The 13,420-nt window shown below is 45.2% G+C and carries 10 protein-coding genes; 8 read left to right on the forward strand and 2 right to left on the reverse strand.

What is annotated here, in order from left to right; all coding sequences use genetic code 11:
- The first annotated feature begins 43 nt into the window (after positions 1–43).
- The 4 genes from E5342_RS08610 to E5342_RS08625 all read left to right on the forward strand — a co-directional run bounded on the left by E5342_RS08610 (position 44) and on the right by E5342_RS08625 (position 6,454).
- On the forward strand, positions 44–1,906 hold the full coding sequence (locus tag E5342_RS08610) for a tetratricopeptide repeat protein (RefSeq protein WP_034531693.1): 1,863 nt from the start codon (positions 44–46) through the stop codon (positions 1,904–1,906).
- 31 nt (positions 1,907–1,937) lie between these two features.
- Complete coding sequence (locus E5342_RS08615; RefSeq protein WP_057326100.1) at positions 1,938–3,095, forward strand: 6-bladed beta-propeller; 1,158 nt, start codon at positions 1,938–1,940, stop codon at positions 3,093–3,095.
- 445 nt (positions 3,096–3,540) lie between these two features.
- Complete coding sequence (locus tag E5342_RS08620) at positions 3,541–5,745, forward strand: patatin-like phospholipase family protein (protein WP_135959209.1); 2,205 nt, start codon at positions 3,541–3,543, stop codon at positions 5,743–5,745.
- 37 nt (positions 5,746–5,782) lie between these two features.
- Entirely contained in the window at positions 5,783–6,454 is a 672-nt protein-coding gene (locus E5342_RS08625) for a DUF2461 domain-containing protein (RefSeq protein ID WP_135959210.1), read from the forward strand.
- Positions 6,455–6,465: 11 nt separating this feature from the next.
- Here the strand turns inward: E5342_RS08625 and E5342_RS08630 are convergent, their stop codons facing one another.
- The gene (locus E5342_RS08630) at positions 6,466–7,614 is read right to left on the reverse strand and encodes a BPL-N domain-containing protein (RefSeq protein WP_005863380.1); all 1,149 of its coding nucleotides are present in this window, start codon (positions 7,612–7,614) and stop codon (positions 6,466–6,468) included.
- A gap of 352 nt (positions 7,615–7,966) precedes the next feature.
- Between E5342_RS08630 and E5342_RS08635 the strand changes: the two genes are divergently transcribed.
- The gene (locus E5342_RS08635) at positions 7,967–8,377 is read left to right on the forward strand and encodes a DUF3836 domain-containing protein (RefSeq protein WP_005859949.1); all 411 of its coding nucleotides are present in this window, start codon (positions 7,967–7,969) and stop codon (positions 8,375–8,377) included.
- A gap of 77 nt (positions 8,378–8,454) precedes the next feature.
- Here E5342_RS08635 and E5342_RS08640 read toward each other — a convergent pair whose 3' ends face one another.
- On the reverse strand, positions 8,455–9,816 hold the full coding sequence (locus E5342_RS08640) for a TrpB-like pyridoxal phosphate-dependent enzyme (RefSeq protein ID WP_005859947.1): 1,362 nt from the start codon (positions 9,814–9,816) through the stop codon (positions 8,455–8,457).
- Positions 9,817–9,975: 159 nt separating this feature from the next.
- Between E5342_RS08640 and E5342_RS08645 the strand changes: the two genes are divergently transcribed.
- Genes E5342_RS08645 through E5342_RS08655 form a run of 3 tightly spaced genes read left to right on the forward strand, consistent with a single transcriptional unit; the run spans position 9,976 to position 13,354 of the window.
- The gene (locus tag E5342_RS08645) at positions 9,976–11,205 is read left to right on the forward strand and encodes a DcaP family trimeric outer membrane transporter (protein WP_135959211.1); all 1,230 of its coding nucleotides are present in this window, start codon (positions 9,976–9,978) and stop codon (positions 11,203–11,205) included.
- A gap of 22 nt (positions 11,206–11,227) precedes the next feature.
- Entirely contained in the window at positions 11,228–12,448 is a 1,221-nt protein-coding gene (locus E5342_RS08650; RefSeq protein ID WP_168354469.1) for a DcaP family trimeric outer membrane transporter, read from the forward strand.
- A gap of 15 nt (positions 12,449–12,463) precedes the next feature.
- Entirely contained in the window at positions 12,464–13,354 is an 891-nt protein-coding gene (locus E5342_RS08655) for an SDR family oxidoreductase (RefSeq protein ID WP_135959213.1), read from the forward strand.
- Positions 13,355–13,420 lie beyond the last annotated feature (66 nt).

Consider the following 13,420-nt stretch of genomic DNA (forward strand, 5'->3'; position numbering starts at 1 on the left):
GCTATGTTAGTCGCTTAATCAGTAATCTTAAAAATATACAGATATGAATGCGAAATGTAATTTAGTTACAGTTCTGTTACTTTGTTGCCTTATTTTTCCCGGGAATGCTCAAGAGTTTAATTGGCAAGACTTGGTGAACCGTAAGCAATATGCGGCTGTGATCGCCCGTGCCGATAGCCTTACCCCGGCTGATTCTTCCGATTATGAGGTGATGAATGCTATCGGGCAAGCCTACGAGGGGATGCTTCGTTACCGGCAAGCCTACGACTATTATCGTCTTTGCCTCTCCATGGACACGACTAATCTGGATATTTTAAATACGTTGGCCCGAACGGCTACGAACTTGGGCAAGGCGAAAGACGCTGAGCGGTATTTCCACAAGGTATTAGCGGCCGATAGCCTAAACTTCTATGCTAATTATCAATTGGCCCGGTTGTATTTCCAGTTGGGCGAATATGAGAGGGCGGTTGATACGTATGAGAAACTACAAGCCCGGAATGAGGACAATACGGCCTTATACCGGGCGATCGGCGATTGTTATTCCCGGCTGGAGCAATACCCGTCCGCGACGATCGCCTATTTTCAAGCGTATAACTTGAACCGGGAGAATGCGGGACTGGCGGGTGCTTTGGTAAATACATTATATCGTATGGGTGTCGGTAGTCCGGACTATATATTAGAAGGGGTAGCGATTTGCGATACCGCCTTGATCTACAATCCGGGGAATCGCCAGTTATTACGCAGTAAAGCTTTGGGCTTGTATATGGCAAAACAATTCGCTCAGGCTGATTCCATTTACTCTGGTTTGTTGGCTGATGGTGATTCCACCTACCTTACCTTGAAATATGGGGGAGCCTCGAAGTATTATGCCGGTCTGTATATGCCCTCGGTAGATATCTTGGATATGGCATATGAGCAGGATACGACCTCGGTCGAGGTATGCCTCTTATTGGGTTCCGCCTTGGGTAAGACGTATGACCGGAAGCGGGCTTACGACTTATTTGACCGGGCGGAAAAGGGATTGGAACCCAATCGTTTCTTGGTAAATCAGTTATTGGCCTTCCGTGCGGAGACTTACCAAAAGGATGGGAGATACAAGGAAGCGTCCCGTCTCTACTATGAGGCATGGAAGAAGAATCCGGAACGACTGGATTTCCTGGCGGCGATCTCGCATATGTATAGTGAGATTGACGTGTCTAAATTCCAGAGCGAGGAGGATCGCCAGCGAGGGCTTTTTATCTTGGTACTTTATATGAATGAGAGCTTAAAGAAAAAAGCGGACGAGAGGACGATGGTGTTTAGCCGGGCGCTTCTGCAATCCTTCTATGAGGATATGTTTTTCCGTAATGTGGCGGAGGAGACTATGATAGACCCGGATGGGAAAAAGAGCAAGATCTCTATCGTGGATTTGCGTAACCTGATCAATCAATTGCCGGAGGAATCGGAGATGGTCATGGAGATTCGTGCCATGAGCGCCAGAAGCTCGGGTAAGATAGAGGAGGCGGCCCGTCTGCTTTATCGAGCGTGGAAGGTGAAGGGTACTCGTGTAGAATTGCTTCGTGAGATCGCGAACCTATATAGCCATCCGGATATCTCCGGATTCAAGAATGCGGAGGAGCTACAGAGAGGTGTATTCGCTCAAGTGACTTACGCAAAGGAACTGTTGAAAAACGAGTCGGATCTGAGTAACCTGACTTTTACCCGGCCTTTCTTGGAGTCATTAAATTCGGATATGTCCAAACGGGGTATCACGGAGCAAACCATGCTGGCTCCAGATAACCGGAAAAGCCAGCTTTCTATAGATGAACTCCAATCTCTGATCCAACAATTGCCAGAGACATCCGATGAGGTAAAAGAGATGATACGGATGATGAACAAAGAGAAAGCGCTAAAGAGCAAGAAATGACATCGAACGAAAGACTTTAAACATTATGAAAATGAGAAAGTTAACTACGAACGCAGTGGCTATGCTGCTCGCTTTAGTCGGATGTATGGGATGTGGCAATCGGTCCGCTTCCTCTGTCGATAACCTTATAAGGGTTGATGTCATGGCCGATTATCCGGAAAAGGAACTGATACTTCAAGACCTCATGGACGTGGAATACATCGCGTTGGAAACCACGGATGATTTTATAACTAAAGGTGCCGTGAAAGCGATCGGAAAGGATATCATGCTGGTGACGAATCGGGGCAGTGATGGGGATATTCTTGTTTTCGATAGAAACGGAAAGGGACTAAGGAAGATAAACCGTTTAGGGCAAAGCGGTGAGGAATACACGCAGCTTACAGGGCTTGTCTTGGATGAGGATAACGATGAGATATTCGTCAAGGATAATCCAGCGAGAAAAATAGGTGTCTATGACTTATTAGGAAACTATAAAAGGAGTTTTAAGTTCACGGATACCAGTTATTATAATTATATATTTAATTATGATCGTGATCATTTGATTTGCTATAAGAGTTATCCATCGGAAAAAGGCAAGCGGGAGTGTCATTTGATTATTTCCAAACAAGATGGCCGTATCATTCATGAGATCCAAATTCCCTCTAAGGGGACTGAGACTCCGGTTGTAACAGAAGGGGAGTTTATCATTACGCCGGAATTTTATCTTACGTTCCCGGATCGGGATAAATGGATACTTGTCAATACATCGTCTGATACCATATTCCATTACTTGCCGGATGGTAATCTGAGTCCTTTTATCGTAAGAAGCCCTTCCATATCCTCCATGGATACGAAAGTCTTTCTTTTTCCAACCGTCATCACCGATCGCTACTGTTTTATGAGAACCATGAGAAAAGAGGTTGACTTTACGACGTTTAAAGGTTTCCTTGGTGAAGATCTGGTGTATGATAAACAAGAAAATGCCTTATTCAGCTATATTCTATACAATGATGATTTCATCAATAAGGAAGAAGTCTCTCTAACATCAGAGCCAAGAAACCCCGAAATAGCTATCTGCCAAACTCTAGATGCCCCGGACTTAGTTGAGGCTTACGAGAAAGGCCAGCTAAAAGGAAAGTTGAAGGAGATCGCCGCAAACTTGGATGAAGAGTCGAATCCTGTGGTCATGCTGCTGAAAAAGAAAAAGTAATATATTGCTCCGGCTGCTACCTTGCTGGAAAAAAGTAAGTTGATGGCTATATTATTTTTTGATAAACACGTACATACTTGATTCATAATACGTAAATCGATTTTAGCGAGAAATGCCTATTAATTTTAGGGAGGCCGTATCAAATACTATCGATTGCCCACTTATGTTCCGGAAATAAAATGTTCCTCTCTTGTTGAAATAGTTCTCCGATAACCTATACATTCCATAGCGAATAAGTATTTATTCTTAAATCAGCGCCGTGAACTGTATAAACCACGCCGTGGAATGTGCAGACCACGCCTTGGTTTATACAGTTCACGGCATGGTTTATAGAATAGATGAGATAGCGATAAACTTTATATATAGGTAAACATACGTTTTATTCTAGATGAATCCGTTTGCGTTTTCGAGTAAACCAGCTACATTTGCCGGAAAGAATATCTAGATGAGGAAGTTCCTTTTATTGTGGTTGGTTGGGTTGATGTTGGTGCCTTCTGTGATGGCTGAGCGGAAAAAGGTTGGCTTGGTGCTGGGAGGCGGTGGAGCGAAAGGTGTCGCTCATATCGGGGTGTTGAAGGTATTGGAGGAGGCCGGCATCCCGATTGATTATATTGCCGGAACCAGTATGGGAGCCATCGTTGGTGGCTTGTATTCCGTTGGCTATACTGCCGCTGAGATCGATAGCATGGTACGTTGGCAGGATTGGAGCATGTTGCTAAGTGACCGTGTGAAACGTAGTAACCTTACTTTTCCGGAGAAAGAGAATTCCGAGCGATATGTCTTTTCCCTTCCTTTTGGCCGGAGTAAAAAAGAGATAACGATCCAAGGGATGATAAAAGGTCAAAATCTCCAGAACCTTTTCTCTGATTTAACGATCGGTTATCATGATTCCGTGGACTTCAATCAATTGAATATACCTTTCGCTTGTGTGGCGTTGAATGTGGTGGACGGGCAAGAATATGTTTTCCATCATGGAAGTCTTCCGTTGGCTATGCGTGCCAGTATGGCGATTCCTGCCGTGTTTGCGCCGGTACGTTTGGATAGCATGGTGTTGGTAGATGGTGGGATCAAGAATAACTATCCGGCGGATGTCGCACGGGATATGGGGGCGGATATCATTATTGGCGTAGATCTGGGTACTAGCGACTTGAAACAGTTGGAGCGGATAAATACCCCTTGGGATATCGTAGGGCAGATCATCGCCTTGCATGGTTATGAGAAATACGGACCGAATAAGGAACAGACCGATCTGTTGTTCCGCCCGAATACAGACCCTTATAATTCCGCTAGTTTTGGGGAGACGGCCCTGGATACCTTGATTGACCGGGGTGAGCAAGTCGCCCGCAAGCAATGGGATGAGATTCTTGCCTTAAAGAAGAAGATTGGTTTATCCGATAGTTCGGATATGCACCGAAAGAGATTAGTACATTCCTATCCGGTAGCCCCTACCGATACGTTTCATATCCGGCGTGTCTTGTTTGAAGGTATAGATCCTCGTGATGAGAAATGGTTGACGCAAATCAGTGGCTTGAAAGAGAATAGCTTGCTTACCGTGAAGAAATTGCAGGAAGCCATGTCTATCGTGATCGGTACAAACCTTTACTCGAATGTAAGCTATAAATTAGTCGGCGAGAGGCAGGAGGATTTGGTGCTTACGGTACAGGAAAAATCAAATAGCGCGATTAATGTGGGCTTGAATTTTAATAGTGAGGATATCGTCGCCCTGTTGCTGAACGCAACTTTTGACAATCGGGCTCGTTACCATTCGAAGTTCTCCGTAACGGGAAGGATCGGGAAACGTATGTATGGGCGAGTGGACTATGCGATAGAGCGTAATCCCTTGCGTAACATCAACCTGTCTTACATGTTCACGTACCATGATCTCGACGTCTATAACCGGGGGGATAAAATCGTGAATACGACGTATCGCCATCATTTCGTGGAACTTGGATATTCGGACATGAACTGGCTGAATTTCAAGTTGAAGCTAGGAGCCCGTTATGAGTATTTTGATTATAACTCATTCCTTTATACGGCGGAAAACCAAAAGTATCAAGTAAAACCGGAAGGCTTTATCAGTTACTTCGCTCAGGCCCATCTGGAAACCTTGGACCGCCGTTACTTCCCGAGTAAAGGCGTTTCTCTGCAAGCGGATTATTCCATTTATACGGATAACTTCGTGACTTATAAGGGACATACCTTCTTCTCCGCTTTGAAACTCAGTTTCCTTTCAGTATTGCCGCTGACTACCCATTTGAGTCTGTTGCCGTCTATCGATGGTCGCGTGTTGATCGGGAAAGATCCGGCTTATCCCTTTTTGAATGTGGTGGGAGGCGATATGCCGGAAAGGTACCTTCCCCAGCAGTTACCGTTCGCGGGGATCAATCGGATGGAGATATTCGATAATTCCGTGGCGATCGTCCGTTTGAACTTACGTCAGCGTATCGGGCAGCGGCACTATATCTCATTGATAGCCAACTATGCGATCCATGAGGATAATTTCTTCGACCTGCTCAAGGGAGAAAGTGTATGGGGAGGCAGCATCGGTTATGCCTATAATAGTATGTTCGGTCCGATGAATACGAACTTCGGATTGTCGAACCGGAATAATAACCTGCAATTTTATCTGAATCTGGGTTACAGTTTCTAATATTTCTTACATTTGTAAGGATTAAAAATAGAAAGTTATGAATGAACAGATCATAGAGTTCTTGACAGAGTTGAGGAGCCATAACAATCGGGAATGGTTCCAAGACAATAAAAATCGTTACGATGCGCTACGTAAGGGGTTTATCGATGAGGTACAAGATTTAATAGGTCGTATCTCCTTATTCGATCCCGAGGTAGCCGGGTTGGAGGCGAAAGATTGTTTGTTCCGGATATACCGGGATATCCGTTTCTCTCCGGATAAGACTCCTTATAAATGTCATTTCGCCGCTTACATCTCCCAAGGTGGTCGTGCCAGCGAACGGGGTGGTTATTATATCCATCTGGAGCCGGGAGGTTGCTTGCTTTCCGGAGGTGTATGGTGCCCGCCACCTGCGCTATTAAAGAAACTTCGTCAGGATATATACGATCATATCGAGGAATTTACGACTATTATCGAGGAACCTACATTTAAGAAAACATTCCCGGTGTTAGAGGGGGAGATGCTGAAACGCATGCCTGCCGGCTATCCAATGGATTCCCCTTATGGTTATATCATGAAGCATAAGGATTTCAGCGTGGTGTCTTATAAGCCGGATAATTTCTTTTACGCTACGGATTGGATGGATAAGGCGGTGGATGACTTTAAATTGTTATTACCATTCAATCGTTTCTTAAACTATACGGTAGATGAATATCTAGGGAGAGTTTAAATCTCCCTAGCCTAAGGAAGTAAGGCTGTTAGTTTCTCCAGCTGCGTCTTTAACTCTTCTTGGGTCGCCTTATCGGTTTCTGTCCGGTAGGCCGCCTGTAAGTTGGGTAAGAAAGGTAAGTAATGGGTATCCGCTATATACCGGGCTGCCCGGATACGGACGGCGGGTGAAGCGTCATAAAGCAATCCTTGTACCCATCGTTTGGCGTCCCATGAATGATGTGCTTCCAGCCAATCCAAGGCGGCAACCTTTTGCTCGCTTTCTCCGCTTAAAAGGATTTGAAAGGCTTTTTCTTCCTGCTTTAAATCATCGGTAGCCATTAATGATTCATGATTGAACAGGTCTGGACGTACGGCGGAGGATTGATAAGGGATAAAAGGCTTATTCAAGGTCCAACGTACCATCCGGGGGATCATCCACATCATGCCGGGAGTACCTTCGGGGTGGGCGATGGAACTAAAAACACGCCCTTTCCCGTAGTTATTGGCTACGAAGAATGGCTTACCGTTTGTCATATTAGCCGGGGCGTTTCCTTCCTCATGCACATCGCTTTCCATGATGGCAAGCGTGTTGCTTTGGATCGTATCAGCCGGATTGTTTATAAATACCGGTCCCTCATAGTAAATGACGAAACTCGTATCGCGGTCGGCTAATTCGGGGAATATCTTCTTACCCTCCTCGCATAAGGTGAATTTCGCTAATCCATGCCCTCGGTTGTCATGCTCGATGTCGATCGCTTGCTGTCCATTTAGCTGTATACAGGTGTAATCAGGAGTATTCGAGAATAGATAGGCTCCGGCACAGATCCCGACAGCCCCTTTACCTTTAGCGATGAAGTCCTTGATACGTTGTTGATTTAAGGTCCCTAGGTTTAAGTACTGACTTTTGCCACTTCCTCCCGGGATAATAATAGCGTCGATCGAATCGAGCACATTATTAGCTATATCTGCTGTAGTAATGGTACATACCTCCATTTCCGGGTCCAGCCGGATAGCGGCGACAGTTTCCCAAATACAGGTCTGTGCTCCTCCATGCCCATCGAATACACCCACCTTTATCGGCTGAGTACTAATCTCTTTTTTCGTGCTCTTGTTTTCCGGCACTGAGCACTGAACGCATAAAGCCAGATAGGCAAGAAATAAGATGGCGGTCGTTTTCATTTTACGGAGGATTTTAGGTTCTGTAGAATTCAATTTGCATTCTACCTTCGCAAAGGTAAGAATATATTTATTAATCAATAGATTTTTAATTTATTAAAAAAGCGGTGTCTAAAGTTTTCTTTTGAAAGTTACATCCGGCTGGTGGTAAATAATAGATATTTAAAAATCGGGGGAACTTACGATTTGGTTTACAATATGTCAGTAAACATAGGGGAATCGAAGGGAATGAAGGTCTTGAATGTGTTAAATATTGTGATATTGCTAACGATTTGTCACTTTGCTTTTGGTGATTGTCGGGAAACTTCCTTACTTTGCGGTACAAAATGATAGTAACCTTATAAATTAAAATAGTATGAAGACATCAGTTTGGGGTAAAAGTATTCTTGCGCTAGTTTTTACTTTCATGTGTAGTTTAGCGATAAGCGCAGCGTCTCCTAAAGATTATCTATATGATACAAAAGAGGAGAATGGTAAGATTATCTCTAAAGTGGTATTCTTACAGGAAAACGGACTGTTGAACAAACAGGTAAGATATGAGTTCCAGTACAACGAGAACGGCAAGGTTTCCGAGAAGAAAGCGTTTCGTTGGGATCGGACAAACGACGAATGGGTTCCATTCTATCAGATCACTTATCAATATGATGATCAAAGTGGAGAGATAAAGACAAATTACGGTATGTGGGATAAGAAAAAGAAAAACTTTAGCTTAAATGTCCAGAACATGATTATCCCGAGTACTAATTACGAAGAAATTTTCTCATAATACATACTTTAAATTAAGACTTTCATAGACAAATAGGGGAAAGGGGCGATTTGGTATCGCCCCTTTTCTTGTTTTTATCAGATGATTTTCTCCAAATCTTTCAAATTGTTAGCTACTTCCTCATCCGTTACCTCATAGTTTGTTAGATCACCGGATAGATATTGGTCGTAGGCGGCCATATCGATCAAGCCGTGCCCCGATAAGTTGAACAAGATCGTACGAGGTTTACCTTCGATCTTGGCTTGCTCTGCCTCATGGATAGCCGCGGCGATAGCGTGGGATGATTCCGGGGCCGGTATGATTCCTTCCGCTTGTGCGAATAAGGTAGCGGCCTTGAAGGTATCCAATTGCTTGATATCCACGGCGCTCATCAATTCGTCTTTCATCAACTGGCTGACGATGGAGCCGGCGCCATGATAACGCAAACCTCCCGCATGGATATTCGCTGGAGAGAAATTATGTCCCAACGTGAACATCGGGATTAATGGGGTATAGCCTGCCTCATCTCCGAAGTCATATTGGAATTGCCCTCTTGTAAGTTTCGGGCAAGATGCCGGTTCCGCCGCTATAACCCGGATATCCTTACCTTCCGTTAGTTTATGGCGCAGGAATGGGAATGTGATACCGGAGAAGTTGGAACCACCACCGAAACAACCGATAACGACATCGGGGTATTCGCCAGCCATTTCCATTTGTTTCTCAGCTTCCAGTCCGATAACGGTCTGATGCAGCATAACGTGGTTTAATACGCTACCTAATGTATATTTACAGTTCGGTGTCTGCATGGCCAGCTCTACCGCCTCGGAGATGGCGGTACCTAGACTACCTTGATAATTAGGATGGTCTGTCAAGATCTTACGTCCGGCTTTCGTACTCATACTCGGGGAGGCAACAACTTGTGCTCCGAAAGTCTGCATGATCGAACGACGGTAGGGCTTCTGGTGGTAACTAACCTTTACCATATAAACGGCAAGTTCCAAGCCGAAAGCTTTTGCCGCATAAGAAAGAGCGGCACCCCATTGTCCGGCGCCTGTCTCGGTCGTGATATTTGTCGTACCCTCTTGTTTACAATAATAAGCCTGAGCCAAGGCCGAATTCAACTTATGTGAACCGATCGGGCTTACACTCTCGTTCTTGAAATAGATATGAGCGGGCGTATCCAGCGCTTTTTCCAATCCAGTGGCACGAACCAACGGAGTCGGTCGCCATACCTTATAAAGCTCGCGTACTTCATCGGGGATCTCGATCCATGTGTCTGTCGTGTTCATTTCTTGATGAGAGACGCCTTTCGAGAATAGAGGATATAAATCTTCCTCCTTTAAGGGCTGTTTAGTTTGTGGATTTAAGATCGGCAGCGGTTTGTTCTTCATATCCGCTACGATATTATACCATGCCGTAGGTATATCTTTTTCTTCTAGCAAAAACTTTTTAGTACTCATTTTCTTTATCTGGTGTTTACAATATTAATCTAATTTGACCTTTAAGGCTTACAACTTGGAAGCAAAGGAACAAATAATATTTCGTTTCTTCAAATTGAATCCATAAAAATATATACATTCGCGGCTTATAAGGTAAGAAAAATAACAAACTGAATTATAATGAGACGGATTACCCTGTTGCTCGTGGGGATGCTAGCCTTATTTTCTACGACAGCGCAAAGAAAAAACTTCACTTACAAATTCTACGGCTTCGTCCGTGGAGATCTTTTCTACAATTCCCGGGCTAATATGGCTCCGATCGATGGGAACTTTTATCTCTATCCTTTGGATAAGAGTTTTGATGCGGATGGCAAGGATTTGAACGCCACGCCGAATGGCAGTTTCTATACGTTCACTTCCCGCTTGGGCTTGGACGTGACGGGTCCCGATATCGGCAAGGCTCGTTCCTCCGCTAAGATAGAGACGGACTTTGGCGGTTTTTCCGGTAGTAATACGATGTTACGTATCCGGCAGGCATACGTAAACTTGGATTGGGGAAAATCGGCGGTATTAGTAGGGATCACGTGGCATCCCTTGTTTGGCGCCGTGATGCCGGATGTCTTGAATCTTTCCACCGGAGCGCCGTTCCAGCCTTTCAACCGTAGCCCTCAGATCCGTTACCAGTATAAGGCGAATAGCCGGGTACAATTGACGGCTTCCGTGTTGTGGCAATTACAATACCTTTCCAGCGGACCGAAAGGAATGAGTGAGGATTATATCAAGAATAGTTGTATTCCGGAGATATTCGTGGGGGCGGATTTTACCCCTGCTGATGGCTGGTTGATGGGTCTCGGCGCTCATATGATCTCCTTGAAACCCCGTACTTCCACGGAATGGAAGGAGCAAACTTTTAAGGTGAACGAGCGAATGACCGCATTCTCTTACGAGGCACATTTGAAGTATAGCGGAAGATACTATACCTTTGCGGCGAAAACCTTGATGGCCTCAGCCTTGGATCATACCGCTTTATTGGGCGGTTACGGGGTGAGCTCGGTGGACTCCCGTACGGGCGAACAGGGATATACGCCTTTTCGCCATTCTACGACATGGGTGAATTTCGCCTACGGAACGAAATGGAGACCGGGAGTTTTCGTCGGATATACGAAGAATTTGGGAACCGGGAAGTCCTTGGTCTCAGCGGATAAGGTGTATGGTATGGGATTGGATATCGATCAATTAATAACCGTCAGCTTAAACGTATCGTATAATTTACCGCATTGGAAGTTCGGCTTCGAGTATTGTCCGGCGACAGCTTATTATGGCACGACCGACCTAGAGAGCGGACGTATCGAGCAAACACATGCGATAACGAATCATCGTATATTAGGTTTGATGATGTATTATTTTTAAAGATAGATTGACCGGAATGGAAATGAAACGCAACTTGCTTCTTTTGATCGGCCTATGTATGGCGGTATGCGTACAGGCGCAAAAGAAAAACTTCTCTTACAAATTTTACGGACAGGTACGTGGAGACTTGTTCTATAATTCCCGTGCGAACGCCGAGATCGTGGATGGTTTGTTCCACCTATATCCGAAGGACGTGGCGTTGGATGCGGATGGCAAGGACTTGAACGCTAGTCCGAACGGTAGTTTTTACCTGCTTTACTCCCGTTTGGGAATCGATGTACAAGGACCGAAGGTTGGTTCGGCCAAGACTTCCTTGAAACTGGAGGCCGATTTCCGGGGTTCGGGTAGCAATTGGGCGGTACTCCGTATCCGTCACGCCTATGTGAATCTGGATTGGGGCAAGTCCGCTGTCTTGATCGGACAGACGTGGCATCCTCTATTTGGCGAGGTCTTTCCACAGATGTTGAATCTTTCTACCGGCGCCCCGTTCCAGCCCTTTAACCGCAGCCCGCAAATTCGTTATCGTTATACGGACAATGGATGGCAATTGACCGGCTCGGTTCTATGGCAGTTGCAATATCTATCGGCCGGACCGAATGGAAAGAGTGAGGAATATATCAAGAATAGTTGCGTACCGGAAGTCTATCTCGGGGTGGATTATAAGAAACCCGGTTGGCAGGTAGGAGCCGGTATGGAAATCTTGTCGTTAGTGCCGAGAACGCAGAACGAGGTGGATGGCAAGATTTATAAAGTCAGCGAGCGGGTTACTTCCGTATCCGGCGAGGCGCACGTGAAATATCAGGACGCGAATTGGTTGGTGATGGCGAAAACATTGCTGGCTTCTAACTTGACGCAAACTTGTATGTTGGGTGGTTACGGCGTCACCTCTATCGACCCACGTACCGGCGAACAGGAATATTCGCCGTATCTCTTCTCCACTTCTTGGTTGAATATCGTGTATGGTAAGAAATGGAAACCGGGTTTGTTCTTAGGCTATTTGAAGAACTTGGGAGCGAATGAGGCACTGGTAGGCAAAACCTATGGCGTAGGTCTGGACGTAGATCAGGTATTTACGACCAACCTGCAACTTTCGTATAACCTCTCGCACTGGAAACTGGGTGTCGAATACAGCCCTTCCATCGCTTGGTATGGTAATGTAGACTTGCAAGACGGTGGACGGATTCATGACACGCACTCGGTAACTAATCATCGGATATTGGGCGTATTGATTTATATGTTTTAATTAAGACGAAAGAAGATCATGAGAATATGGGTAGTAGGCGCTAACGGTTTTACGGGAAGACGAGTTCTTTCTTGTTTATCCGGTACCGGGAAATATGAAGTAATGGGTTGCTCCTTACGTCCGGATATATTGCCGGGTTCGGGGGATTATAGTTTCGTTCAGATGGATATCAATAACTTCCCGGTTGTGGAGGATTTGTTTCGTACGTTTACCCCGGATGTCGTGATAAATACATCCGCTTTGTCCATTCCGGATTATTGCGAGACGCATCATGAGGAGGCGTATGCCACCAATGTATCGGCTGTCGAGCATTTAGCGGAATGTTGTATGCGGACAGGTAGCCGTTTACTACATTTCTCTACGGATTTTGTCTTTAATGGTGCGAGACGGGATTTGTATACGGAAGAGGATATGCCCGCTCCGATTAATTATTACGGGCAGACCAAGTATTTGGGTGAACGGGCGGTAATTTCCATTTGTGATAATTACGCCATTATCCGTGTAGTAGTGGTCTGTGGAAAGGCGCTTCCTGGACAACATGGCAATATCTTACAGTTGGTGAAAACACGTTTGGAGAATCAACAGGAAATCCGTGTGGTATCTGATCAGTGGCGTACGCCGACGTGGGTGGGTGATATAGCGAACGGAGTGGAGTTGTTATTACCTGCTACGCATCATGGTATCTATCATATTTGCGGGGATGAATGTCTCTCTATCTCAGAGATTGCCTATCGGGTAGCGAATTATTTCCATTTGGATCGTTCTTTGATCCATCCTGTCACTACTGAGGAGATGGATGAGACTACACCACGTCCCCGTTTCAGTGGATTAAGCATCGAGAAAGCCCGTAGGGATTTAGGCTATTCGCCTTTTTCTTTGGAGAAAGGCATGGAGGAATTACGCTAAAAAATAAAAAAGCGGGATAAGAGTGTCCTCTTGATCCCGCTTCCGCATATATAGAATTTACAAAGT

It is taken from the genome of Parabacteroides distasonis (assembly GCF_004793765.1).
GTDB classification, from domain to species: Bacteria; Bacteroidota; Bacteroidia; order Bacteroidales; family Tannerellaceae; genus Parabacteroides; species Parabacteroides distasonis_A.

Excerpts from the sequence above, each read along its gene's own strand:
- E5342_RS08610 (WP_034531693.1), top strand. The coding sequence starts at position 44 with ATGAATGCGAAATGTAATTTAGTTACAGTTCTGTTACTTTGTTGCCTT.
- E5342_RS08615 (WP_057326100.1), top strand. The coding sequence starts at position 1,938 with ATGAGAAAGTTAACTACGAACGCAGTGGCTATGCTGCTCGCTTTAGTC.
- E5342_RS08620 (WP_135959209.1), top strand. The coding sequence starts at position 3,541 with ATGAGGAAGTTCCTTTTATTGTGGTTGGTTGGGTTGATGTTGGTGCCT.
- E5342_RS08625 (WP_135959210.1), top strand. The coding sequence starts at position 5,783 with ATGAATGAACAGATCATAGAGTTCTTGACAGAGTTGAGGAGCCATAAC.
- E5342_RS08630 (WP_005863380.1), bottom strand. The coding sequence starts at position 7,614 with ATGAAAACGACCGCCATCTTATTTCTTGCCTATCTGGCTTTATGCGTT.
- E5342_RS08635 (WP_005859949.1), top strand. The coding sequence starts at position 7,967 with ATGAAGACATCAGTTTGGGGTAAAAGTATTCTTGCGCTAGTTTTTACT.
- E5342_RS08640 (WP_005859947.1), bottom strand. The coding sequence starts at position 9,816 with ATGAGTACTAAAAAGTTTTTGCTAGAAGAAAAAGATATACCTACGGCA.
- E5342_RS08645 (WP_135959211.1), top strand. The coding sequence starts at position 9,976 with ATGAGACGGATTACCCTGTTGCTCGTGGGGATGCTAGCCTTATTTTCT.
- E5342_RS08650 (WP_168354469.1), top strand. The coding sequence starts at position 11,228 with ATGAAACGCAACTTGCTTCTTTTGATCGGCCTATGTATGGCGGTATGC.